This is a genomic window from Thiobacillus sp. (assembly GCF_013693775.1).
Taxonomy (GTDB): Bacteria; Pseudomonadota; Gammaproteobacteria; order Burkholderiales; family Thiobacillaceae; genus Thiobacillus.
Map to the genome: position 1 here is coordinate 1,528,242 of NZ_CP059257.1, position 25,120 is coordinate 1,553,361.

The 25,120-nt window shown below is 62.4% G+C and carries 19 protein-coding genes and 3 pseudogenes; 13 read left to right on the top strand and 9 right to left on the bottom strand.

Features of this window, described 5'->3' with window-relative positions; translation table 11 throughout:
* Positions 1–87 precede the first annotated feature (87 nt).
* Both HZY77_RS07600 and aroC read right to left on the bottom strand, forming a co-directional pair.
* Positions 88–1,563, bottom strand: coding sequence for a phospholipase D family protein (locus tag HZY77_RS07600; protein ID WP_296820320.1), 1,476 nt, complete (start codon positions 1,561–1,563; stop codon positions 88–90).
* A 13-nt stretch (positions 1,564–1,576) separates the two neighbouring features.
* Positions 1,577–2,677, bottom strand: a complete 1,101-nt coding sequence (gene aroC, locus HZY77_RS07605) for a chorismate synthase (RefSeq protein WP_296820322.1) — start codon at positions 2,675–2,677, stop codon at positions 1,577–1,579.
* 140 nt (positions 2,678–2,817) lie between these two features.
* On the opposite strand from aroC, the gene tal reads away from it, so the two are divergent.
* Together tal and HZY77_RS07615 are read left to right on the top strand one after the other, a co-directional pair.
* Entirely contained in the window at positions 2,818–3,897 is a 1,080-nt protein-coding gene (gene tal, locus HZY77_RS07610) for a transaldolase (RefSeq protein ID WP_296820324.1), read from the top strand.
* A 198-nt stretch (positions 3,898–4,095) separates the two neighbouring features.
* Positions 4,096–4,689: a CBS domain-containing protein gene (locus HZY77_RS07615; protein WP_296633086.1), complete on the top strand. Its 594-nt coding sequence runs from the start codon at positions 4,096–4,098 to the stop codon at positions 4,687–4,689.
* Positions 4,690–4,771: 82 nt separating this feature from the next.
* On the opposite strand, the gene HZY77_RS07620 is transcribed toward HZY77_RS07615, so the two are convergent.
* Both HZY77_RS07620 and HZY77_RS17780 read right to left on the bottom strand, forming a co-directional pair.
* Positions 4,772–4,921: a hypothetical protein gene (locus HZY77_RS07620; RefSeq protein WP_296820326.1), complete on the bottom strand. Its 150-nt coding sequence runs from the start codon at positions 4,919–4,921 to the stop codon at positions 4,772–4,774.
* A gap of 12 nt (positions 4,922–4,933) precedes the next feature.
* Positions 4,934–5,041: pseudogene (locus tag HZY77_RS17780) on the bottom strand (dihydrofolate reductase); the annotation flags it as partial.
* A 222-nt stretch (positions 5,042–5,263) separates the two neighbouring features.
* Here HZY77_RS17780 and HZY77_RS07625 point away from each other — a divergent pair.
* The 5 genes and pseudogenes from HZY77_RS07625 to folE all read left to right on the top strand — a co-directional run bounded on the left by HZY77_RS07625 (position 5,264) and on the right by folE (position 10,630).
* Positions 5,264–6,928 carry a thiamine pyrophosphate-binding protein gene (locus HZY77_RS07625; protein WP_296820328.1) on the top strand — a complete coding sequence of 555 codons (1,665 nt, stop codon included), beginning with the start codon at positions 5,264–5,266 and terminating at the stop codon, positions 6,926–6,928.
* A gap of 212 nt (positions 6,929–7,140) precedes the next feature.
* Positions 7,141–8,126 (top strand): annotated as a pseudogene (locus tag HZY77_RS07630) (TRAP transporter substrate-binding protein).
* Positions 8,127–8,185: 59 nt separating this feature from the next.
* The gene (locus tag HZY77_RS07635; RefSeq protein ID WP_296820330.1) at positions 8,186–8,710 is read left to right on the top strand and encodes a TRAP transporter small permease; all 525 of its coding nucleotides are present in this window, start codon (positions 8,186–8,188) and stop codon (positions 8,708–8,710) included.
* Entirely contained in the window at positions 8,707–9,987 is a 1,281-nt protein-coding gene (locus HZY77_RS07640) for a TRAP transporter large permease subunit (protein ID WP_296820333.1), read from the top strand. The genes HZY77_RS07635 and HZY77_RS07640 overlap by 4 nt, the downstream gene beginning before the upstream one ends.
* Positions 9,988–10,075: 88 nt before the next feature.
* Positions 10,076–10,630 (top strand): GTP cyclohydrolase I FolE, encoded by a 555-nt coding sequence (gene folE, locus HZY77_RS07645; RefSeq protein WP_296770197.1) that lies wholly within the window; start codon positions 10,076–10,078, stop codon positions 10,628–10,630.
* 39 nt (positions 10,631–10,669) lie between these two features.
* On the opposite strand, the gene HZY77_RS07650 is transcribed toward folE, so the two are convergent.
* The 3 genes from HZY77_RS07650 to HZY77_RS07660 all read right to left on the bottom strand — a co-directional run bounded on the left by HZY77_RS07650 (position 10,670) and on the right by HZY77_RS07660 (position 14,718).
* Positions 10,670–12,355 carry a methyl-accepting chemotaxis protein gene (locus HZY77_RS07650; protein ID WP_296820336.1) on the bottom strand — a complete coding sequence of 562 codons (1,686 nt, stop codon included), beginning with the start codon at positions 12,353–12,355 and terminating at the stop codon, positions 10,670–10,672.
* Positions 12,356–12,578: 223 nt separating this feature from the next.
* The gene (locus HZY77_RS07655) at positions 12,579–13,238 is read right to left on the bottom strand and encodes an RluA family pseudouridine synthase (RefSeq protein WP_296820338.1); all 660 of its coding nucleotides are present in this window, start codon (positions 13,236–13,238) and stop codon (positions 12,579–12,581) included.
* A 25-nt stretch (positions 13,239–13,263) separates the two neighbouring features.
* The gene (locus HZY77_RS07660) at positions 13,264–14,718 is read right to left on the bottom strand and encodes a leucyl aminopeptidase family protein (RefSeq protein WP_296820340.1); all 1,455 of its coding nucleotides are present in this window, start codon (positions 14,716–14,718) and stop codon (positions 13,264–13,266) included.
* 112 nt (positions 14,719–14,830) lie between these two features.
* Here HZY77_RS07660 and pdhA point away from each other — a divergent pair, with 112 nt between their 5' ends.
* From pdhA to HZY77_RS07685, 5 genes and pseudogenes are all read left to right on the top strand, one after another.
* The gene (pdhA, locus tag HZY77_RS07665; RefSeq protein WP_296820342.1) at positions 14,831–15,832 is read left to right on the top strand and encodes a pyruvate dehydrogenase (acetyl-transferring) E1 component subunit alpha; all 1,002 of its coding nucleotides are present in this window, start codon (positions 14,831–14,833) and stop codon (positions 15,830–15,832) included.
* A 20-nt stretch (positions 15,833–15,852) separates the two neighbouring features.
* The gene (locus HZY77_RS07670) at positions 15,853–16,836 is read left to right on the top strand and encodes an alpha-ketoacid dehydrogenase subunit beta (RefSeq protein WP_296820345.1); all 984 of its coding nucleotides are present in this window, start codon (positions 15,853–15,855) and stop codon (positions 16,834–16,836) included.
* Between the two features lie 82 nt (positions 16,837–16,918).
* A pseudogene (locus HZY77_RS07675) lies at positions 16,919–17,262 on the top strand (four helix bundle protein).
* A 34-nt stretch (positions 17,263–17,296) separates the two neighbouring features.
* Positions 17,297–18,532: an ISL3 family transposase gene (locus HZY77_RS07680; RefSeq protein WP_296820769.1), complete on the top strand. Its 1,236-nt coding sequence runs from the start codon at positions 17,297–17,299 to the stop codon at positions 18,530–18,532.
* Positions 18,533–18,642: 110 nt separating this feature from the next.
* Positions 18,643–21,651 carry an FAD-dependent oxidoreductase gene (locus HZY77_RS07685; RefSeq protein WP_296820347.1) on the top strand — a complete coding sequence of 1,003 codons (3,009 nt, stop codon included), beginning with the start codon at positions 18,643–18,645 and terminating at the stop codon, positions 21,649–21,651.
* 82 nt (positions 21,652–21,733) lie between these two features.
* Here the strand turns inward: HZY77_RS07685 and HZY77_RS07690 are convergent, their stop codons facing one another.
* Positions 21,734–22,084, bottom strand: a complete 351-nt coding sequence (locus tag HZY77_RS07690; RefSeq protein WP_296820349.1) for a hypothetical protein — start codon at positions 22,082–22,084, stop codon at positions 21,734–21,736.
* A 273-nt stretch (positions 22,085–22,357) separates the two neighbouring features.
* Entirely contained in the window at positions 22,358–24,010 is a 1,653-nt protein-coding gene (soxC, locus tag HZY77_RS07695; protein ID WP_296820351.1) for a sulfite dehydrogenase, read from the bottom strand.
* A 216-nt stretch (positions 24,011–24,226) separates the two neighbouring features.
* Here soxC and HZY77_RS07700 point away from each other — a divergent pair, with 216 nt between their 5' ends.
* Complete coding sequence (locus HZY77_RS07700; protein ID WP_296820353.1) at positions 24,227–24,478, top strand: hypothetical protein; 252 nt, start codon at positions 24,227–24,229, stop codon at positions 24,476–24,478.
* The last annotated feature ends 642 nt before the right edge of the window (positions 24,479–25,120 follow it).

Genomic DNA, 25,120 nt, shown 5'->3' on the forward strand with positions numbered 1-25,120 from the left:
GCGTACCGTCAATTCACTGGAATTCGAACCTTAGCGCAAGCCACGGATTCGGCAATGCCCCGGGGCTGATCCAGGCCAAGCGACCGCTCACAGCACGGGCTTGAGCGGCAGCAACTGCCACAAGCGCATCTGGCCGCGCTTGGTCAACGGGACGTACTGGTCGGGCTCGTCGGCCGCGTTCCAGCTGTTTTCAGGCTGCATGTCGGCTTCGATCAGGGCTTGCACCTGCCTTGCCAGCGCCGCATGGTGCACAACCACGCCGACCTCGGTGTTGAGGTTTTCCGACCGCGGGTCAAGATTGTAGGTCCCGATGTACGCGATGCGGCCGTCCACCACCATGCTCTTGGCATGCAAGGCGAACACCGGCGGCGTGTCGGGCGGGTTCACCCGCGACATCAGCATCTTCCGGTTGGCGGGATCGGGCTTGTATTCATGGATTTCCAGACCCATTTTCAGCAGCTTCCTGCGTTGATTGCGATAGCCCGAAAAGGCCGGGAAGTTGTCGGTGGACGCGAGCGAGTTGGTCAGGATGCGCACCTTGACCCCGCGCGCGACGGCGGCCTTGAACAGCGCCAGCGCCTTATCGGACAGCACCAGATAAGGCGACTCGATGACGATCGATTCGCGCGCCGTCTCCACCAGCTGCGCCAGGGCCGCCGAGGTCTGGCCGCCCCCATTCAGCCGCCAGCGGTTGTCGTTCTTGCCGGGGATGTCGTGGATGAACTCGACCTGCCCCCACGCCAATTCGCGTGCCAGACGATCGAAGCTTTCCGGCGTCGCGTTGATCGCCTCGCGCACTTCGGGTGCCAGATTCTCGGGCGAGCGGGCATAGGCATGCAAATCGTCGAACACCTGCTGCACCTCGGCGTCGTCGACATGCACGTNTTTCTTCATCAGGCCCCAGCCGTCATAGCGCGACGCCACGGGCACCGCGAGCGGGCTGTCCCAGAAGGCGGCGAAGCTCGCCTGCAGGGTCTTGACCGCCGCGCCCAGCAGCAGCGCATCGCGGTCGCGGAAATTGTAGGCGTGGTCGTAGTTGAAATATTCGTCCGCCATGTTGCGGCCGCCGGTGATCGCCACCTTTCCATCCACGATGAAGGTCTTGTCGTGCATGCGCTGGTTCGCCCCGCGGAAATCCGTCAGCACGTTGAGCGCACGCTTGTAGAACGGCGTGCCGACATGATGCACGGGGTTGTAGATGCGGATCTCGATATTGGGATGCCTGGCCAGGGCCAACAGCGTCTTGTCGGGCACGTCGATCAGCATGTCATCGACGATGACGCGCACCTTGACCCCGCGGTCCGCTGCGCGCAGCAGCGCTTCGGCAGCCAGGATGCCGATGTTGTCGGTGCTCCAGATGAAGTACTGCACCTCGATCGAGCGCTCGGCGTGGTCGGTGAGCCAGGCACGCGCCAGCAGCGCCTCCTCGCCGGTATCGAGGACATAGGCACCGGTCTCGCCCGGATGCGCGGCGATCTGGGCATCGACGACGGCGAGCGATGCGGCCGTGGCGGGGCCGAACGCGATCCAGAGCAGCAGCGCGAGAATGAGGCGCTGCATCATGCGGACGGCGCGGTCAGCCCGCCCGGCCCGGCACCACCGGCGTGCCGCTGGCCACGTCGCCGCACTGGCCACGATGGCGCAGCGCGTGATCCATCAGCACGATCGCCATCAGCGCCTCGGCGATCGGGGTGGCGCGGATGCCGACGCAGGGATCGTGGCGGCCGTGGGTGACGACCTCGATCGGCTGGCCGTGCAGGTCGATCGAGCGGCCAGGCAGCCGCATCGACGAGGTGGGTTTGATCGCGATATGGGCGACGACGGCCTGGCCGGACGAGATGCCGCCCAGCACGCCGCCGGCATGGTTGGAGAGGAATCCCTCGGGCGTAATTTCGTCGCGATGCGCGGTGCCCAGTTGTCGTGCAGCCTCCATGCCGTCGCCGATCTCCACTCCCTTGACGGCATTGAGGCCCATCAGCGCGTGGGCAAGGTCGGCGTCGAGCTTGTCGTACAGCGGCTCGCCCCAGCCGGGCGGCACGTTCTCGGCCATCACGCTGATCTTCGCGCCGACCGAGTCGCCCGACTTCCTGAGCGCGTCCATGTATTCCTCGAGCTTGGGCACAATGGCGGCACTGGGCGCGAAGAAGGCATTGTTGCCGATCTCGTCCCACGATTCGAAGGGCACGTCGATCGGGCCCAGCGCGCTCATGTAGCCGCGGATGACGATGCCGTATTTTTCAGCCAGCCATTTCTTGGCGATGGCGCCGGCGCCGACAATGGGCGCGGTCAAGCGTGCCGACGAGCGGCCGCCGCCGCGCGGGTCGCGGAAACCGTATTTCTGCGTATAGGTGTAGTCGGCATGGCCCGGGCGGAAGGTCTCGGCGATGTTGCCGTAGTCCTTGCTGCGCTGGTCCTCGTTGCGGATCAGCAACGCGATCGGCGTGCCTGTCGTCTTCCCTTCATACAAACCGGAGAGAATCTCGACGGTATCGGACTCGCGCCGCTGGGTGACGTGGCGCGAAGTGCCGGGCTTGCGGCGGTCGAGGTCGTGCTGGATGTCGGCTTCGGCGAGCGCCATGCCGGGCGGGCAGCCGTCGACCACGCAGCCGATCGCGGGGCCGTGCGATTCGCCGAACACGGTGACACAGAACAGTTTGCCGAGTGTGCTGCCAGACATGGAATTTAGCCGGAAAAAGCCGAAAGAATGCGCCGGAGTCTAGCACAGGCGCGGCTTCTGGCACGGATCGGCCCGGTCCGTTGAACTTGCCGTCATGCACATGTTCTATCCTGAACATCTCACTCATGCGAGGACCGCCCATGAACACCACGCAACACGTCACCACCCTCGGCCAGAGCCTCTGGCTGGACAACCTGTCGCGCAGCCTGCTCCATGACGGCACGCTGGCCAGGCTGATCGCCGAGGACGGCGTCTCGGGCGTCACCTCGAATCCGTCGATCTTCCAGAACGCCCTGGCCACCAGTCCCTACTACGCTGACGACCTGGCACGCTTGAAAGCCGGCGAACCGGATGTCGAGCGGCGCTACGAGGCGCTGGTCATCCCCGACATCCAGGTTGCCTGCGATCTGCTGCTGCCCACCCATGAAGCCAGCGGCGGCAACGACGGCTACGTCAGCCTGGAAGTCGCGCCGCGCTGGGCCTACGACTCGACGCGCACGGTGGAAGAGGCGCAACGCCTGTCCGCCGCCGTGAACCGTCGCAACCTGCTCATCAAGGTGCCGGGCACGCCCGAAGGCGTCAGCGCATTCGAAGCGCTGACCACACTCGGCATCAACGTCAACGTGACCCTGCTGTTCTCGATAGCCCAGACCGAGGCGGTCTTCCATGCCTATATCCGCGGCCTCAGCGCACGCGTGCAAGCCGGTGCCGATGTGCGCCGCAGCAAGGCGGTGGCCAGCCTGTTCCTGTCGCGCGTCGATACGCTGGTCGACACGCAATTGACCGCCATCGGCACCCAGGCGGCGCTGTCGCTGCGCGGCAAGGCCGCGGTGGCGATGGCCAAGCTCGCGTATCAACGCTACCTGCGGATNTTTCATGGCGAGGCATTCGCCACGCTGGCACAGCAGGGCGCCACGCCGCAGTACCTGCTGTGGGCGAGCACCGGCGTGAAGAATCCGGACTACCGCGACCTGCTGTACGTCGAGCCGCTGATCGGCCCGGAAACCATCAATACCCTGCCCGACAAGACGCTCGCCGCACTGCGCGACCACGGCGATCCGGTGCCGCGTGTGGCGCAAGGCGTCGCTGAAGCCGAGGCACAGCTGGCGGAACTGGCCCGCCTGGGCCTCGACATGGATGCCGTCGGCAATACCCTGCAGGACGACGGCGTCAAATTGTTCGAGGCCGCATTCCAGAAGCTGCTGCTGCAGGCCGGCTAGGTTCGCCAGCAACCCGATTCGGATGCCTTGAAAAGCCGGCATTGCGCCACGCCCTGTCGCGGATCGAGCAAGAACAATTTATGTCCGACTAAAAATCTTGAATGGACAGCGGGCACGCCGAGGAACAGGATGGTCACTTCCAGCCGCATGCAAGGCGTGCGCACCTGGAGTCCAGAAAACGATGCAAGGAGATCCGACATGACCCTGACCTACACCCGCCTGCCCGCCCGCAATCTCGACAAGAGCGCCGGCCTGCTGCGCCCTGCCTGCATCCTGCCCGAGCGGGTTGAGCTGGATAACCCGGCGCTCGACGTCATGACCGACTTTCGTCGCCTGACGGCCTTCATCGCCACGCCCGGCGACACCATCAAGCAGGCGGAAGAGCGCATGATCCGCCGCAAGGTGCGTCTGCTGTTCGTCATGGACAGCCAGGACCGCGTCGCCGGCCTGGTGACCCGCACCGACATCCACGGCGAGAAGCCCATGCAGGTCGTGCAAAGCCGCGGCATCCGCCGCGACGAAGTGCTGGTGGCCGACATCATGACGCCGGTGGAACGGCTGGAAGCGGTCGACTACGACGACATCGCCCATGCCCGCGTCGGCCACGTGCTGGAAACGCTCAAGGCACGCGGTCGGCAGCATGCCCTGGTGATCGAACACACCGGCGGCCGGCAAATGGTGCGCGGCCTGCTGTCGCTGTCGCAGTTATGCAAACAGCTGGGGGTCAACGTCGAAACCACCGAAGTGGCCAATACCTTCATCGAGATCGAGCAGCACCTGGCGCACGCCTGAATCATCCGCCCGCTTCCGTCTTCTTCAGGCGGAAGCGGGCGGGTTGCCGAGCACGCGGTAGGTGCTCTGCACGAATCCGCTTTCACAGGTCCGGACCGGACGTGCTCGAGAGGATATCCTGCGATACCGGGCTGAACACGACCACCCTGCGTCCGGGATAGGGCCATTCCCCGAACGTCGGCGCTGTTTCGAAGGTATTGCGCCCCATCACCAGCGCGTCGATTCCCGCCATGAAGTCGGCATAGCCATGGTCGTCGGTCGAATCGGTGGCGCCGATCAGCCAGTCGAGATTGCCGTCCGGTCGGGCAATGAATCCATCCAGGCTGGTGGCGATGAAGACGGAAAACCGGATGCTCGCGACTGTTTCTCCTCATGAAAACGATGCATGGTGGCATGCGCATAGACCGGCAGCCTACGTCACCCTTTTGCCGTCGCACGGCCAAAGACCTCATGGACAGGGCGGTTTTACGGCACCGTCAAGGTTTTCCCGCACGGCGTCTTGTGCTCAAATCCGGTACTCCGGATGCGTCGACGCGCGCCGGAGGCGCGAAATTGCCCACCCCATAACAAGCACATGAACATTTCCGTCAGCGAACTGATCGTCCGGTATCTGGAACGCCTGGGCATCGACCACATCTTCGGCATGCCGGGCGCGCACGTGCTGCCCATCTACGACCGCCTGCACGATTCGGGCGTGAAGAGCGTGCTGGTCAAGCACGAGCAGGGTGCGGCCTTCATGGCGGGCGGCTACGCACGGATCTCGCACCAGCCCGCGGCCTGCATCGCCACGGCGGGCCCCGGCGCGACCAATCTGCTGACCGGCATCGCCAACGCCTATGCCGAACGGCTTCCCGTGCTGGCGATCACCGGCGAGACCTCCACCTACATCTTCGGCCGCGGCGGCCTGCAGGAAAGCTCNGGGGAAGGCGGCGCCATCGACCAGGGCGCGCTGTTCGCCAGCGTCACCCGCTACCACAAGCTCATCGAACGCACCGACTATCTGGGCCAGGTGCTGAACCAGGCTGCACAGGCGCTGCTTGGACGTGAACCCGGGCCGGTGCTGCTGTCGATTCCCTATAACGTGCAGAAGGAGAGCGTCGACGACAGCGTGCTCGACCAGATCCACTTTCCGCGCAAGGCCGCCGTCCGGCACACAGCCTCGATCGCCGAACTCGCCGAGCTGCTGCGCGCCGCGCACACCCCGGTCATCGTCGCCGGCTACGGCTGCATCCAGGCAGGGGCACGCGACGTCGTCGCTGCCCTGGCGACACAATTCAACATTCCGGTCACCACCAGCCTCAAGGCCAAGGGCGTGGTCGCCGAGGGCTCGCCCCTGTCGCTCGGCTGTCTCGGCGTCACGTCCAACGGCGATGCCTATCGCTACCTCGTCGATCACGCCGATCTGCTGGTCTTCCTCGGCGCCAGCTTCAACGAACGCACCAGCTATCTGTGGGACGCCAAATTGCTGGGCGGCAAGAAAGTCGCCCAGATCGACCGCGACGCGGCGCAACTCGGCCGCGTGTTCCAGCCCGACGTGGCGATCTGCGGCGACATCCGCGCCGTGGCGGAAGACCTCCTCGCCACCCTCCGGGCCGACGCCATGCCGCCCAAGACGCTGGATCGTCTCGATGGCCATCGGCGCGCCGCCGTCCGGACGGCCGATGAACCCGACGCGGCATCGGCACAGTCCTTCCGCCTGATGCAGGGGTTCTTCAGCCGGCTCGCGCGGCACTTCCCGCACAACGCCCTGGTGTTCGACGACAACATCGTCTTCGCGCAGAGCTACTTCGACGTCTCCGACCGCAACCACTACTTCCCCAATTCCGGCATTTCGTCGCTGGGCCACGCGATCCCCGCCGCCATCGGCGCGCGCTGCTTTGCGAAAGACAGCCCCACCTTCGCCATCCTCGGCGACGGCGGCTTCCAGATGTGCTGCATGGAAATGATGACCGCGGTGAACTACGGCATCCCGCTCAACGTGGTGGTGATCAACAACGGCACGCTCTCGCTCATCCGCAAGAACCAGTTCCAGCTCTATGGCGAGCGCTACATCGACTGCGACTTCACCAACCCCGACTTCGGCCTGCTCGCGCAATCGTTCGGAGTCCATCATTACCGCATCGAAAGCGATGCTGCGCTCGACGCCCTGTTCGCACACGCCGACCTGACCGGCACGATCAACCTCATCGAGATCCTGCTCGACAAACACGCCTTCCCACGCTACCTGTCGGCTCGCTAACCCTGACGAACAGATCGGCGCAATCGCCGCCATCATGCCGTTCAGCGCCGGGCGGCTGACGGGACGCTCGACGCCGAAACCATGACGACACCGGAAGCGGCCCGGCGCGCGCGTCCGACCTGCCACGCTCCATCCCCTACCCGCTCGGCGGATTTGCGCTATAAATACCAACTATGGGCACCCGAACCGATCATTAATAACAGGAGAGCATCATGTCATTGCCACTGCGTTTCCTGGCCATCGCGGCCGCGTTCCTCATCGCACACACAGCCAGTGCAGCCCCCATCGTCATCAAGTATTCCCACGTCGTGGCCGACCAGTCACCCAAGGGGCAGGCCGCACTGAAATTCAAGGAACTGGCCGAGAAGAAGTTTCCAGGCGTGGTCGAAGTACAGGTCTTCCCGAACAGCCAGCTCTACGGCGACGGCAAGGAGATGGAAGCCCTGCTGCTCGGGGACGTGCAGATCATCGCGCCCTCGCTGGCCAAATTCGGCAAATACACCAAGAAACTGCAGGTCTTCGATCTGCCTTTCCTGTTCGACAACATCCAGGCGGTCGACCGCTTCCAGGATGGCCCTGTGGGCCAGGCGCTGCTGAACTCCATGACGGATAAAGGCATCAAGGGCCTCGGTTACCTGCACAACGGCATGAAGCAGCTGTCGGCCAACAAGCCGCTNGCGCACCCCGCGGATGCGAAAGGCCTGAAATTCCGGATCCAGAGCTCGGACGTGCTCGAAGCGCAATTCAAGGCCGTCGGCGCCAACCCGCAGAAACTCGCCTTCGCCGAGGTCTACCAGGCACTGCAATCGGGCGTGGTGGATGGCACCGAAAACCCGTGGTCGAACACCTACACCAAGAAATTCCACGAGGTCCAGAAATACATCATGGAATCCGACCATGGCGTGCTCGACTACATGGTCGTCACCAACGCGGGCTGGTGGAACGGCTTGCCCCGAATATCCGCAAAGGCTTGAACGAGGCGATGGTCGAGTCGATCAAATACGGCAACAAGATCGCCTTTGACGAAGCCGCCAATTTCCGCCAGAAAGTGATCGACGACAAGAAGGCCGAAGTGTTGCCCATGACCCGGGCCGAACTCAACCAGTGGCGCAAGGCCATGGCCCCGGTGTGGAAACAGTTCGAGCCTGAGATCGGCCGCGACGTCATCGACGCCGCACTCAAGGCCAACGAGCGCTAAGGCTGTGGGGCCGGCCCGACGGCCCTTTTTCCGGGCCTGCATTCTTGATCAGGCACCCTATGAAGATTCTCGACCGCATCGAGGAACTGATCGTCATCGTCATGCTTGCGCTGATGACGCTGCTGACCTTCCTGCAGGTGGTCATGCGCTATGGATTCAATTCCGGTTTCCCGTGGGCGCTGGAACTGTCCACGGTGTTTTTCGCTGCCATGATTTTTGTCGGCATCTCATATGGTGTGCGGACGGGCGCGCACATCGGCGTCGACGCGCTGGNTCAAGCGCTTCCTCCCAGATTGCGCCGCGCGATATCCATCGTCGTCGTCTTGCTGTGCCTGCTCTATGCCGGCCTTGTGATCTACGGTTCGTGGGTCTACGTCAGCAAGATGAAGCTTATCGGCATCGAGATGGAAGACCTGCCCATCCCCATCTGGATCGTACGGTCCATCCTGCCCATCGGCTATCTGCTGCTGGTGCTAAGGCTCGGGCAGGTCCTGTGGGCGCTGATCACCGGCCGTTCCGACCGGCTGCACCTCGGCAACGAAGCCGACGATGCACTCAGGCTCAAAAGCGGGGATGCCCCATGAGCACCGCATTCCTCTTCGTTTCGCTCTTCCTTCTGATGGCGCTGGGCATGCCGGTGGCCATTTCCCTGGGCCTGTCCAGCATGCTGACGATCCTGTTCTTCGCCGAGGACTCGCTGGCCAGCCTGTCGATCAAGCTGTACGAGACCAGCGAGCACTACACGCTGATGTCGATCCCGTTNTTCATCCTGGCCGGCACCATGATGAGCACCGGCGGCGTGGCCAAGCGCATGGTGCGCTTTGCGGTGGCGGCCGTCGGCCATCTGCGCGGCGGACTGGCCATTGCCAGCGTGCTGGCCTGCACGCTGTTTGCCGCGGTGTCCGGATCGAGTCCGGCCACCGTGGTGGCGATCGGCTCCATCGTGATCGCCGGCATGGTCAGGAATGGCTATCCGAAGGCCTTTGCCGCCGGGGTGATCTGCAACGCGGGAACGCTGGGCATCCTCATCCCGCCATCCATCGTGATGGTGGTCTATGCCTCGGTCACCGAGCTCTCGGTCGGGCGCATGTTCATGGCCGGCATCCTCCCCGGCCTGCTGCTGGCCGGCATGCTGGCGGCGGCGGTCTGGTGGCGTGCCGGCAAGCTGACGCTCACGCGCACCGAGCGCGCCGGTTCGCGCGAATTGCTGATCGCATTCAAGGACTCGATCTGGGGCCTGGCCCTGCTGGTCATCATCATGGGCGGCATCTACGGCGGCGTGTTCACGCCGACCGAGGCGGCGGCCGTCGCCGCCGTGTACGCCACGTTCATCGCAATCTTCGTCTATCGCGACATCGGCGTACGCCAACTGCCCGAAGTGCTGATGGAATCCGGCAAGACAACCGTGATGCTGATGTTCATCGTCGCCAATGCCCTGCTGTTCGCCCACGTACTGACGACCGAACGCATCCCGCAGACCATCGCGGAACACATCGTCGCCGCCGGCATGGCCCCGTGGATGTTTCTGCTGGTGGTCAACCTCATCCTTCTGGTCGCGGGCAATTTCATGGAGCCCACCGGCATCATCCTGATTCTGGCGCCGATCTTCTTTCCGATCGCCACTCACCTCGGCATCGATCCGATTCACCTCGGCATCATCATGGTCGTCAACATGGAGATCGGGATGATCACGCCGCCGGTGGGATTGAACCTGTTCGTCACCAGCGGCATCACCGGCATGAGCCTGGTACAGGTCACGCGGGCTGCGCTGCCGTGGTTGTCGGTCCTGCTCGTCTTCCTGATGATGGTGACCTACATCCCGCAAATTAGCCTGGTATTGCCGCAGCTGGTTTTCGATTGAAGGATCCACGCAAGCGCTGCCGGCTTGACGATGCCAGGTCGCTCTGACACAGTCGGAGCACTTCTTTGAACCCCTCAGGACATCAGCAATGGATACCGCCAAGCTGTACGCACAACTCATCCAGAGCGCAGGCGAGGACATCTCGCGCGACGGATTACTGAAAACNCCCGAGCGCGCGGCCGCCGCGTTCAAGTTCCTGACGCAGGGCTATACACAGTCGCTGGACGAGGTTCTCAACGATGCCGTGTTCGATTCGGACAACAACGAAATGGTCATCGTCAAGGACATCGAGCTGTATTCGATGTGCGAGCACCACCTGCTGCCATTCGTCGGCAAGGCCCATGTGGCCTATCTGCCAAAAGGCAAGGTGATCGGCCTGTCGAAGATCGCGCGCATCACCGACATGTTCGCGCGCCGCCTGCAGATCCAGGAGCAACTCACCACCCAGATCGCCGACGCCATCCAGGCCGCCACCGGTGCGGCCGGCGTCGGCGTCGTCATCGAGGCCCAGCATTTCTGCATGATGATGCGCGGCGTGCAGAAACAGAATTCGTGGACCATCACCTCGATGATGCTGGGTGCCTTCCGCGACAACGATCGTACCCGGCAGGAATTCCTCCAGCTCGTCGCCAAATCGCATTAGGCACGCAGCCCGAAGGATTTGACCGGCCGACGACACGGCTCAGCCCATGCCGCCCGCCTGTTTCTCCGACCGCCCAACCAGCGCCAGCCTGGGTTTTCCTGTTGCTTTCCCTAGGGCAGCGATGACGGCCCGGGAAATTTGCGATGCCCCGTCCGAATCGCGCGACACCGGAAGCTCGGAACGCACGTTGTAAGCACCGCTCTCCAGCTTGAACACGCTCACCGCCTCGGCCAGCTTGCCCGCCTGGTCCTGCAGGCTCTCGGCCGCAGCCGCAGCCTCTTCGACCAGGGCCGCGTTCTGCTGCGTCATCTCGTCCATCTGGCCGACGGCCTGGTTGACCTGTTCGATCCCGGCGCTCTGTTCCTGGCTCGCCGCCGCAATCTCGCTCATGATGTCGGTGACCCGTTTGACCGAGGTGACGATCTCGTCCATGGTCTTGCCGGCTTCGTCCACCAGCTTGCCGCCGGCGTCAACTTTGCCAACCGAGTCCTCGATCAGGGACTTGATCTCCTTGGCCGCACCGGCGCTGCGCTGGGCGAGGTTCCTGACTTCGCTGGCGACGACGGCAAAGCCGCGGCCCTGTTCGCCCGCACGCGCGGCTTCGACCGCTGCGTTCAAGGCGAGGATGTTGGTCTGGAAGGCGATGCCGTCGATGACGCCGATGATGTCGGAGATCTTCCGCGAGCTGTCCTTGATGGAGGCCATGGTGTCGACGACCTGGCCGACGACGGCTCCGCCCTTGGCGGCTACGTCGGCGGTGGAAACCACCAGCTGGTTGGCCTGGCGGGCGTTCTCGGCGTTCTGCTTGACGGTGCTGGTCAGCTCTTCCATCGAGGAGGCGGTCTCTTCCAGACTCGAGGCCTGCGATTCGGTACGCGACGACAGGTCGGCGTTGCCGGAGGCGATCTCGCGTGAGGCGACGGCAATGGTCTCGGTGCCGTGACGCACCTGGCCTACGATGGTCACCAGGCTGGCGTTCATGTCTTTGAGCGCTTGCATCAGCTGGCCGACTTCATCCGTGGAGTGGATGTCGATACGCTGCGTCAGGTCGCCGGTTGAAACAGTCTGGGCAAGCTTCACTGCATGCTTGATCGGAGTCGTGATGGAACGCGTGATCAGCCAGGCGGCCAGGCTGCCGAGCAGCAGCGACAAGACCATCATGAAAAGCATGAACACGCGCGCACTGGCATAGGCCGCCTCCGCGTCCGCCACGGCCCGGGCACTTCCCTTTTCCTGAAGCCCGGCCATGTCTTCCAGGGCCTTGATCCATTGCTCCTGTGCCGGGCGTGCCTCACCGACCAGCACCTGGGTCGCCGCAATGGGGTTGCCAAGCGCAAACCCCATTGCCTTGTCGAGCAGGGGATCGGTCTTTGCACGCGCCGCCACAATCCTGGCGAGCCGCGATTTTTCCTCCTCGCCCGTGACCATTGCGGCCAGTTTCCTGCTTGCCTCGGCATATAGCGTCCGCTCCGCCTGGATACGCTTCGCTTCGGCTTCCATGGCGCCGTCGTCCGTCAGCAGGACAAGATTGCGGACCGAGATGGCGACGGTTTGCAACGTATCGCGCATGGTGCCGACCAGTTTGATCTTGACCATGTGATCCCNCGTCACCTGGTCAAGATGGCCCTGGATCTGCGACATCCGTATCAGGCCGAACGCTGCAACCAGCAGCACCAGGACCAGGACCAGACCGANACTGGCGCCCATCCGGGCGCCAATTTTCATGTTTGTGAACGACATTTCCTACCTATGTATTGAACAAGTACGGATTTCCTGAACACCCGAATTCCGGGCTCGAAGCCGGCATACGACGCCAAGGATGGAGCGGAGAGGATGGGGAATGTACTTGTGCCAAATGACAGCGGTGTGACTGCGTGTGACGACAGCGTGCCGCACAGTCATGGGCAAGGCCCGATGAGATCGAAGCAGGGCCCCCGATCGGAGTCCGTCAGAATGGCGCCGAACGCTCGAACACGAGCGCTTCGCCGGTCAGCGGATGGGCGAAGCGCAAGGCGCAGGCATGCAAGAGCAGACGACCAGCCTGGGCCTGCACATCCGGCGGCGCATACAGGGTATCGCCCAGGATGGGATGGCCCAACTCGCGCAGATGGACGCGCAACTGATGCGAACGGCCGGTCACGGGTTCGAGTTCGACGCGCGTGCGCGTTCCGGTTTCATCGACTTCCAGCACGCGCCAGCGAGTGAGACTCGGTTTGCCGTGAATGCGATCGACCATCCGCAGTGGCCGCCTGGGCCAGTCAACGATGATGGGCAGGTCGATCGTTCCCCAACCGTCCGGCACGGCGTCCGGTCTGCCGGCCACGATTGCGACGTAGCGCTTCGACACCTCGCGTGCCGCGAAGGCCATGCTCAGTGCGCGCTGCGCCTCCGCGCCGCGCGCCATCACCATCAAACCGGACGTGGCCATGTCGAGCCGGTGCACGATCAACGCATCGGGATAACGGGCCTGCACCCGCGCACTCAGGCAATCCTGCTTGTCGACACCGCGCCCCGGCACGGCCAGCAGGCCGCTGGGCTTGTCGAATACCAGCAGGGTATCGTCGGCGTAGAAAGGCTCGATGGCAACGCTGTCTGGAGTCGGCGTCATGGTCACCGATCGAGTGAGGTTTTTCTTACGCCTGAAGCCCGTCCAGCAATGCCAGCCCCCACGCCACGCCGAAGCCGTTGGCGTCGCTCATCACCGCACCCAGCCCGCCCTTGCAGCTATGGCCGGACAGATCCATGTGCAGCCACGGCGTGTCGCCGACAAAACGCGACAGGAAGCGGGCGGCGAGGATGTGGTCGGCTTCGCCTTCCATGCTGCACTGCTTGACGTCGGCCACGGTCGAGTCGAGGCTGCTGTCGTAGTCCTCGGGGTAGGGAAAGACGACGATGCGTTCGCCGCTCACCGTCGCCGCGCGCGAAGCCGAGTGCGCGAGCGCGCTGGAGGTGGCGAACACGCCGGACATGCGGCTGCCGAGCGCGTAATGCATGGAGCCGGTGAGCGTGGCGAAGTCGGCGATGAGCGCGGGCTTGGCCCTGGCCGCCAGCGTCAGCGTGTCGGCCAGCACCATGCGGCCTTCGGCGTCGGTATGGACGACTTCGATGGTGGTGCCGTTCAGCGCCGTGACCACTTCGTTCTGCCGGTAGGCTTGCGGGCTGATATGGTTTTCTGCGAGCGCGACCCAGCCGTCCAGTGCGACCGGCAGTTTCAGCTTCGAGGCCGTGGCGAGGATGCCCAGCACGACCGCCGAGCCGTTCATATCCTCGTGCATGCCCTGCATGTACTTGGCCGGCTTGAGGTTGTGGCCGCCGGTGTCGAAGCAGATGCCCTTGCCGACGAAGGCGACGGGCCTGGCCTTGCCGGCCTTGCCCTGGTAGCTGACGCGCACGATCGCCGCGTCCCTGGCGGGCGAGCCCTGCGCCACCGCGCAGAAGGCACCGGCACCCATCTTCTTCAGTTTGTCGAAGCTGTATTCCTCGACCGTCCAGCCGTACTGCTTGGCCAGCGTCTTGATCCGTTTGCGGTAGACGCCGGGCGTGAGTTCGTCCGGCCCCTGCACGGTGAGGCTACGGGTCAGGAGATTGCCTTCGGCCAGGGCCTGCGCGCGGGCAAAGCCGCTGGCCGACTTGTAGCCGAACAGCTGCACGCGCTTGAGCACCGTGTCGGTTTTGGATTTGCGCGACGGCAGCGGCACGGCGTTGACCAACGCGGTATACACCGCCGCCTCGGCAGCACGCGCCTTGAATGCCTCGTCGCCGAACACGGCCAGCGTCAACGACTTGGGATGCTCGGCCATCAGGTGCGCAAGCGCCTTGCGCACCAGTTCATGGGTTTCGAAGGTGCTGGCATCGGCCTTGAGCATGGCGAACACCGCAAGCGTGCCGCCGGTCAACTGCACCGCCACCGGCGACTTCGCCAGCGCGTCGACCTTGAGCTCGCGTCGCTTCATCACGGCCTTGAGTTCGGCGCTGCCCGGCACGTCCGGCAAGGTTTTCGACACCGACAACAGCACGAGCGCATGGCCTGCATCCTCCAGTGATTTGGCTGTGATTTCCTGTTTGTTTTCAGCGAGTTTAGGCAGCATGTGGGTTCCTTGGGGGTGGCGTTTTTCTTGATGGTTGGCGGGGTTTACCGGATAATTGCGCGTTTGAATTTTTCCGGCGCTTTTTCCGAGCCCATCCATTAAGGGTAACCGAATGAAGATTGAAGACAAGAAACGCGTGCTGCGCGAAATGGTGTTGCACCGCCGTTTTGAAGAGCGCTGCTATCAGGCCTACATCGAACGCAAGATCGGCGGCTTCCTCCACCTCTACCCCGGCCAGGAAGCCTGCTGCAACGGCGTGATGGAGGCCGCACGCCCCGGCCACGACTATGTGATCACCGGCTACCGCGATCACGTCCACGCGATCAAGTGCGGCGCCGATCCGAAAGCCGTGATGGCCGAACTGTATGGCAAGGAAACCGGCTCCTCCAAGGGACGCGGCGGTTCGATGCACATCTTCGACGGCGACAAGCGCTTCATGGGCGGCTACGCGCTGGTCGGCGGTCCCTTCCCGCTCGCGGCCGGCATCGCCAAGGCGATCCAGCTCAAGGGCGGCGACGAGATCGCCATCTGCTTCCTCGGCGATGCCGCCAACAACCANGGGGTGTTCCACGAGACGCTGAACATGGCGGCGCTGTGGAAACTGCCGGTGCTGTTCGTCTGCGAAAACAACCTGTACGGCATCGGCACCTCGATCGAACGTTCCACCGCCGTGGTGCACCAGCACAAGCGCGTCGCCGCCTACAACATCCCGGCCGACGAATGCGACGGCCAGGATATCGAAATCGTTTACGAAGCCGCGCGCAAGGCCGTCGACCATGTGCGCTCGGGCAACGGCCCCTACTTCCTCGAACTGATGACCTACCGCTATCGCGGCCATTCGATGTCCGATTCACGCGGCTACCGTTCGCGCGAAGAGGAAGAACTGTGGAAACAGCGCGACCCCATCTTCATCCTGCGCGACCGCCTGATCAAGGACGGCGCGATGAGCATGGCCGACTTCGAGACGCTGGAAAAGGAAACCGACGCCTACATCGAGAACGAAGTCATCAAGTTCGCCGAGGAATCGCCCGAACCGCGCGTCGAGGATCTCGAGAAATACGTNTTTGCCGATCGCGCAACCCAGCTCCCGTGGCTCACGGGCAAGGCCGCTTAAGGTTTTAAGGAAAAGACAGCATGGCAAACATCATGTACTGGGAAGCGATCCAACGCGCCCACGACGAAGAAATGGCACGTGACCCGCTGGTCATCTGCATGGGCGAAGACATCGGCGTAGCCGGCGGCACCTACAAGGCGACCAAGGGCCTGTACGANAAATACGGCCCGCTGCGCGTCATGGATACCCCCATCTCCGAAGGCGGCTTCACCGGTCTCGGCATCGGCGCCTCCTTCCTCGGCGTGCGTCCCGTCATCGAGATCATGTCGGTCAACTTCGCCTGGCTGGCGATGGACCAGATGTTCAACTCCGCCGCCAAGGTGCGCTACATGTCGGGCGGCCAGCTGACCGCGCCGTGCGTGTTCCGTTCCGCCGGCGGTGCCGCGCACCAGCTCGGCGCGCAGCACTCGGCGCGCATGGAAAAGGTGTTCATGGGCATTGCCGGCCTGCGTGTGGTGACGCCGTCCAACCCCAGGCAGGCCTACGGCCTGCTGAAGTCGGCGATCCGCTGCGACGACCCGGTGTTCATCAACGAACACGAACTCATGTACAACATGAAGGGCGAAGTGCCGGACGGCGAATACTTCCACCCGCTGGAAGGCTCGGAAATCGCGCGCGCCGGCACCGACGTCACGCTGTTCGGCTACAACATCTCGGTGCACTGGTGCCTGAAGGCCGCTGAGATCCTCGACAAGCAGTACGGCATCTCGGCCGAGGTCGTCGACCTCTACTCGCTCGCCCCGCTCGACCGCGCAGGCATCAAGGCCTCGGTCAGCAAGACCCACCGCGCCGTCATCGCCGAGGAAGACGAAGCCCCGGTCGGCGTCGGCTCCGAGGTGATCGCCATCATCAACGAGGAATGCTTCTTCGAACTGGATGCCGCGCCGGTGCGCGTGCATTCGGCACTGGTGCCGCAGCCTTACAACCACACGCTGGAAAAGGCGACGATCCCGGATCACGAGGACGTGGTGAAGGCCGTGTTGAAAATGTTCGGCAAGGCTTAACGGCAGGGGCTAGGGGCTAGGATTTAGGGGCTAGGGGGTGGAGGTTTTCAGCTATCGCGACTTGTCGGTTTGGCAGTTGGCGATGCAGTTGACCGAATCGGTTTACACCGTCACCCGCAACTTCCCCAAATCGAGCTCTACGCCCTTGCCAATCAGTTGCAACGCGCGGCGGTATCCATTCCGTCAAATATTGCAGAGGGTCACGCGCGCAATACAACGCGCGATTATTTGCGTTTCGTGTCGATAGCGATGGGCTCACTGGCAGAGGTCGAAACCCAGATTGAACTCACTGCACGCTTGAATTATCTGGGCATCGAGCAGCGCGATGCCTTGTTTACCACCACTGACGAGTTGGGACGCATGTTGCAGGGTTTGCGCAAGTCGCTACAAAGTAAGCCTCTCTTGAAATCCGAGTGGGTAAGCTGACGTCATATTGACCNNAACCTGGATGAGTGAATTCATGACTGCCAAGCTGTTTGAAACTGCCCTTGGAATTGCCCCGCCGTGGACGGTGGCGTCGGTCGACTTCGACGAGTCGGCCAGGACCTTGACCGTGCTGATTGACTTCAAGGCTGGCAGCCGCTTCAAGGTCTCGGGCCATGAAGGCGTGCATCCGGTGCACGACACCGTGACCAAGACCTACCGGCACCTGAACTTCTTCCAGCATGAGTGCCATCTGCAGGTGCGCACGCCGCGAGTGAAGCTGCCCAATGGTTCGGTGCGACTGGTCGAGCCTGACTTTGCCGGGCGGCTGAATGGCTTCACGCTGCTGTTCGAAGCCTTCATCCTGATGCTGGCGCGCCAGATGCCGTTTGCCGCCGTGGCGCGCATCGTGGGCGAATCGTCCCACCGGGTGCTGGCGGTGTGCCAGAAGTACGTGGAGATGGCCTGCGGCCTGGCGGATCACTCCGGTGTCACGGCGCTGGCCATTGACGAGACCTCGCGCGCCCGAGGCCACAGTTATGTCACCCTGGCCGCAGACGCCGAGGCCAGGCGCGTGCTGTTCGTCACGGAAGGGCGCGACGCCCAGACCATTGCGCAACTGGCCGAGTATCTGGGCGACCATGGCTGCCCGGCCGGGAACATCGCCTCGGCGAGCATCGACATGTCGCCAGCCTTCATCGCCGGAGTCAGCCAGCATCTGCCCAATGCCCGCATCACCTTCGACAAGTTCCACGTCATCGGCCACGCCAGCACGGCGGTGGACAAGATGCGCCGCATCGAGCAGCGCACCGACAAGTCCCTCAAGGGCATGCGCTGGACGCTGCTCAAGGATGCCTCCCGGCTCAAGCCCGAGGCTGCTGCCGATCTTGACGCACTGATTGCCAGGATGACTGTCAAGCGCACGGCGCGCGCCTGGGTCTACAAGGAGCAACTGCGCGAAATCCTTGATCGCAAACAAATCAACGTCGTGCGCGCCATGCTGGAACACTGGTGCACTTGCGTCATGCGCTCCAAGGTCGAGCCGATGAAGGAGGTTGCCCGGATGATCCGATCCCATCTGGAAGGAATCGTGGCCTGGGCTCAGACACGGCAGACCAATGGATTTCTGGAGGCGATCAACGGCTTGTTCCAGGCCGCCAAGCGGCGTGCCCGTGGCTTCACCCGCATCGACACAATCAAAACCGTCATCTTCCTGATCGCCGGCCGTCTCGATTTCCACGCCATTAACCCTCATGCAGAACAACCCACTTGAAATTCAACAGAGCCCAAAGTAAGCTGCCCCCTAGCCCCTAAATCCTAGCCCCTAAATCCTAGCCCCTAAATCCTAGCCCCTAAGCACCTATGAACCACTACGCCATCACCATGCCCCAGCTCTCGGACACCATGACCGAGGGCGTGGTCGTCACCTGGGAAAAACAGCCGGGCGACAAGGTCGAGCGCGGCGACATCGTCGCCACGGTCGAAACCGACAAGGCCATCATGGACGTCGAGGTGTTCAAAGCCGGTTATCTGGCCGGCCCGCTGGCTGACGTCGGCGCGACCATCGCGGTAGGCGCTGCGCTCGGCTACATCTCCGACACCCCGGGCGACGTCGCGATCGCCGCCGACGAGGTGGTGGAAGAAAAAGCCCAGACCGAGATGATCCCGCACCATGCCGGCACGCCGATCGTGATGCCGCAGCTCTCCGACACCATGACCGAAGGCGTGGTCGTCACCTGGGAGAAGCAGCCGGGCGACAGCATCCGCCGCGGTGACATCGTCGCCACGGTCGAGACCGACAAGGCCATCATGGACGTCGAGGTGTTCCAGGAGGGCTTCCTCTCCGGCCCCATCGCCGACGTCGGCAGCGTGGTCGAGGTCGGCCACCCGATGGCCTTCATCGTCGACGATGCATCGAAAGCGAACGATACCGGCGTCACCCTCTCCGCCGACCACAAGGTCAAGAACATCCACAAGGTCGCCCCGCATGCGGCCGACAAGCCGGCGCACATCCCCATGCCCAAGGCTGCGCCCGCGCAGGTCGCTGCCAGCGGCAACCAGCCGCCGGTCGCACGCGTGCCGGGCCGTCCGGCTTCGCCCTATGCCCGCAAGGTCGCGGCGCAGCTCGGCGTGAACATCGCCGGCCTCGCCGGCAGCGGCCCCGCTGGCGTGATCGTCGCCGCCGACGTCGCGCGCGCGCGCCCNTCGATGCAGGAGGTCGCGCATTCGCTGCCGCAGGTCGACGTGCCNGGCCAGGGCCGTGCGATGACCTCGATGGAAAAGGCCGTGAGCCACGCGATGACCGCCTCGCTCACGCTGCCGACCTTCAACGTCACGGTGAACATCGACACCGCCGCGCTGACCGCCGCCGCCAAGGCGAAGAAGGTCTCGGTGACGGTGGCGATCGCCAAGGCCTGTTCGGTGGCGATGGCGAAATTCCCGCGCATGAACTGGGCCTACCAGCCGGTCGACAAGCTGGTCGAGCGCGCCAACCACGACTTCGGCGTCGCCGTGATGTCGAACGACGGCGGCCTGGTGGTGCCGATCCTGCACGGCATCGAGAAGAAGCCGCTGGAAGCGCTGCAGAGCGACTGGACCGGCCTCGTCGAGCGTGCACGGGTGCGCAAACTCGCGCCGGCCGAGTATTCCAATCCCACCTTTACCATTTCCAACATGGGCATGCTNGGGGTATCGCACTTCACCGCGATCCCCACNCCCGGCATCGCCGCGATCCTGGCGATCGCCGCCAACGGCCCGCAGGGCACGCCCTTCACCATCACCGGCGACCACCGCGTGCTGAACGGCGCCGACGTCGCGCTGTATCTGGCCACGCTGAAACAGACCATCGAGGCGCCGGAAGGCTGGATTGCAGGCGANGGGATCAGGGTCGGGGTCAGGGGTCAGGGAGCGTCGCTGCGGCTGCCGCCGCATCGGCCAGCCATGCGGCACCGGCCGTCTCGCCTATCCCCGAANGGCAACTGGGATGTTCAAGTGGTCGTCGTCGGCGGCGGCCCCGGCGGCGAGGACTGCGCACGCGACCTGGCCGACCACGGCATCAAGGTCATGATGGTCAACAACGAGCCCTTCCCCGGCGGCGAATGCCTGTGGCGCGGCTGCATCCCGTCCAAGGCCTGGCGCGCCGCAGCCGACGTCATCCGCAACCGCGCGTACGATGCCGAAATGGGCGTCGACGGCACCAATACGCCGGCGCTCAACTGGGCCCAGGTCGANAAGCATCGCCGCTGGGTGCAGACCAGCCGCGGCGACATGGCGCTGAAGGCCGACAAGGGCATGAAGATCGACGTGCGCGAAGGCTACGGCGAATTCGTCGACACCCACACGCTGAAGATCACCCCGGTCGAAGGCGAGCCCTATACCGTCAGCTTCGGTGCCGCCGTGATCGCCACCGGCGCCCCGGCCTTCGTGCCGCCGATTCCCGGCGCGCGCGAGAACCTGGCGACGGGCGGCGTCGTCACCTCCGACACCATCTGGAACCTCGCCACCCCGCCGAAAAAGCTTGGCATCGTCGGCGGTGGCGTGATCGGCGTCGAGATGGCGCAGATCTTCCGCGACTTCGGCACCGAGGTGCTGATGCTGGAGCGCAACGAGCGTATCCTCGCCGAAGTCGAGGAAGAAATCGCCAAGACGCTGATCGCCTCGCTGGAAAAGGAAATCACCGTCGTCACCGGCGCCGACATCAAGGAAGCGAGCGGCACGCCCGGCGCGATGACGCTGCGCTACGCGAACAAGGAAGGCGTCGAATCCGTGTTCGACTGCGACGTCATCCTGATGGCGACCGGCAAGCGTCCCGACACCCGCAAGCTCAACCTCGACAAGGTTGGCGTCGAGCTCGACGGCGCGGCGATCAAGGTCAACGCCCGCTGCCAGACCAGCGCCCCGCACATCTACGCGGTGGGCGACGTCATCGGCGGCTACATGCTCGCGCACACCGCCGCCACCCAGGGCCGCGTTGCCGCCGACAACCTGCTCGGCCACGGCAGCGAATACGACCAGGACAAGGATTGCGGCGTCACCTTCTCGCGCCCGCAGGCCGGCTTCGTCGGCCTGTCCGTGGCGCAGGCCAAGGCCAAAGGCATCGACGCGGTGGAAGCCAAGATGCCGATGAGCATCGACGCTAAGGCCATGATCACCGGCGAGACCGAGGGCATGATCAAGCTGGTGGCCGACAAGGCCACTGGCCGCATCATCGGCGTGCACTATCTGGCCGATCACACCGACACTCTGATCGGCATCGGCGTCATGATGGTGGCCGGCGAGATGACGCTGACCCAGGTCGCGAAGGCGATCTTCCCGCACCCGACGCAGACCGAGCTGTTCGGCGAGTTGGCGCGGCGGCTGCTGAACCGCCTGCGGCGGACGGCGAAGAAGTAAGTGCCCTGTCATCTGACGTAAAAAGAGCCGCATCAGCGGCTCTTTTACGTCAGGGAAACAAATCATGAGAATGAACCCAGTGTCAGACTTTTTCGGATATGCCGTCAGAAGTGGACACCGTATGGAGCACTCGACTAGCGCAGGCGCGGATGCTTGTCTGCCGGTTTAAAATGATCTGGCCGGTGATCCGGGATGAATCCGTCGCGATTCGGCATGGCGATTTTGCCAGACTTTCCGCAGTGATGGGCTCATCGCCTTTAAGGATATTGGCTTCAGACAGGATGTACCCGGTTACCGAATAGACCTCGTCATTCGTCAATGACCCTGGCGTATAGAACGGCATGGCACGCTTGATGTAGTCAAACAATGTCGTTGCGTAGGGCCAATAGCTTTCAACCGTCTTGACCGGCGCTTTCTTGGGATCATTGTTCACCAGTGTTCCCCTCCCGCCGAGCAGGCGATCGCCTACGCCGCCCTCCATTTTTGCCCATGGCAGGAGGCACACTTTTCGTCGTAAACCTGTTTGCCCCTTGAAATCGTGCCACTGCCCGACGGCAGATCCCGCCCATCCGGCAAAGACGACACGAAATCCTGCAGGTCGTGTGCAGATGCCGGCTCTCCAAATCCATACCGCACCGGATCTGCGCCCACGGCATACGTATTCAATGCGAATAGAGCGCCGCACGCCGTTACCTGTAAAAAGAGTTTAGTAGTAGTGAACATTGCTGACTCTCCCCTCGGTATCAACTTTCCAGCTTTGGATTGCATTGAGATGGTAGATCGAGCCAATCGGTCCATTTAAACCCCGAACCTCAATTAGTTGCCCAAGCGTGGGCTGGACGTAGCCTGTTTCATCCACGCAACGGCTTTGCAGAATCGCTTCTTTACCGTTCCATACCCAGGGAAAACGAAAGCGTGTCTGGCAAATAGGCAGGATCGGGCCCTGCAGGTCCGCAGGCTTCCATGTTCTCCCTCCATCCGTAGACACATCGACACGTTTTATACGGCCGCGGCCGGACCACGCCAATCCCGTAATCTCATAAAAACCGGGGCCTGAGAGCGTCATTTCTCCGGATGGTCGCGTAATGACCGACTTGGCATCCATGATCAAGGAAAATTGCACCGCCTTGCCGCTGGGAAGCAGGTCGGTATATTTCGAGGTTTCTTCGCGCGTCATGAACGGCTTGTCCGACAACTCGATTCGGCGAACCCACTTGATATGCGTATTGCCCTCGTATCCCGGCGCGATCAGGCGTAACGGATAGCCTTGTTCAGGACGGATCGCCTNCCCATTCTGTCCATAGGCCAAGAAACAATCTTTCATTGCCTTGTCGATTGGGATGCTTCGCGTCATGACCGCAGCGTCGCCGCCCTCCACGAGCAACCATTTGGCGCCGGATTTGACACCCACTTCGTTCAGGATGGTCGACAGCGGAACCCCTGTCCATTCGGAAGTCGAGACGAGACCGTGCGTGCCTTGTACGGTTTTCAACGTGGGCTTCGACCACTCCGTGAGACCATTGCCAGAACATTCAATGAAAAGAATTCGGGATATCGACGGGAAGCGCTTCACGTCCAGCATCGAGAATTTCTTTGGCTGTTTCACCATCCCGTGCACAAACACCTTGTGCGTGGCCGGATCAATTGTGGCGATGCCCCCATGATCCCGTTCGAAATGCAGCCCTGACGGAGTAATAATGCCTACGCCATGCTCCAGTGGCGTCATCGACCAAGAGGAGAGGGNGGTCTTGGTACCAAAGCGCCAACGAACCTCCGTTTCGAACTGGGAGCGCGTCCCGTAACCCCCGTCTTCGCCAATGGCGGTGCCTGGAATTTTCGTGGCATCTTCGGGGACCGACCGCCATACCGCACCAGGAGGGGCTTTGCCGTCCGTGGGCGTAGCGGTTTGCGCGATGGCTCTTCCGGCCACGCCTGAACTGGCGAGCGCTGCGACGGAAGCCAGGAAATGGCGTCGATTTTGTGGGCGCTGAAGAGGATCAACGCCTTTAGTAGACTCATCTTTTACAGGCTTTGCCGGCTCAATATGATGCTGACTGAAATATACTGAATTGGCGTTTGTTCTGGCTTTGGCGAGGAATGCTTCCTCGGCCTCAACCAAAGACGCTATTTTCAATTTGTTCTTGGCGTCGCTATTTGGATCAAGAATGGACATCTTCATTCCTCCACTTTTATTGATTAAGCCGTTGAACTCGACAGTATCTTTCTTGCTTAAACTGAAGTCGTAAAACCGAACGTTGCAGTGACAAGATCTCCTTTCTGCAATTTCTGGATCGTGGGCCGCCTCGGACATTGAACGATTTGAAACAAAGTGTTTCAGATTCGGGGCGCTGAACATCATGATTTTGACGCTGGATTCACACCACGCAATTGTCGTGCCAGTAACCCATGGATGCTTGCCCAGTGCTACCAGACGGCGGGCCAGCTGGCTACTATTTTTCGGTCTCTAGCTGAGGTAGCCCATTCGCGTAGCTATGCCGACGCTTGGGTTATAGGACACCCCAATCTCATCGGAGGCATCATCGCGCCACAGTAGCAGGTTGCAGGCGCTCGAGTAATGACCGGGATTGGGCAGGCCAGTCGCATCCATCAAGTGGGTGTTGCTCATGCCCAGACGCTGGGCCTCGCTGCCGGCAACCCGCTCGGCTACGCCAGCGAATACGACCCGAACAAGCGCGATGGCGTCGCCTTTCGCACCCGCAAGCCTGTTTCATGGGTCTGTCCGTGGCAGGCCAAGGCCCAGGTCATGATCAAGCTGGCAGCTGGCGTGACGACTGCTGACCGCCTGCGGCGGAGGGCGAAGAAGTAACCCTACCCCCATAAACAACACAGGCCGCATATGTGGCCTTTAATTTATGTCTCGGAATAAAGCATTGCCCACCAGGGCTGTTGAGAAATCACGATGCAAAACTTAGCACGCATGCGGCCAGCGATGAGTTCGAAGCAAGATCCGGAGAATCAGCCTTCGAGCAAAACAGCTTGAACTTACAATTCAAATTTATTATATATATTGTTTATACTATTATTTATGGAGTGTTGCTTGTGGCCCCATTTGATAAGAACGCCAGGAAAATTGCCCCAACACCCCCAAGCGCAAGAAGGCAACGGATCACTCGCACAAAATGCTGATTAAGCAAAAGCCCAACTATAGACAGATATCTTCCGATAATGGTCCCAAGCAAAAACAAGTGCATACCCAGATCAAGTTAAAACTGAAAACACACACAGAAACGATGGAGGATAGAAAAAGACCTCAATTGATAAGAGACAGCTTCACGATGCCAGAAGCGGAGTATCAAGTCCTCAGTGAGGTAAAGAAAGCCTGTTTGACCGCCGGCTTCACCGTGAAAAAAGTGAGTTGCTGCGGGTCGGCGTAGCCTTGATTCAGGTTTTAGACATAGCGGATTTAAGAAAAATAGTTAACGGCCTGGCACCACTCAAAGTTGGCCGC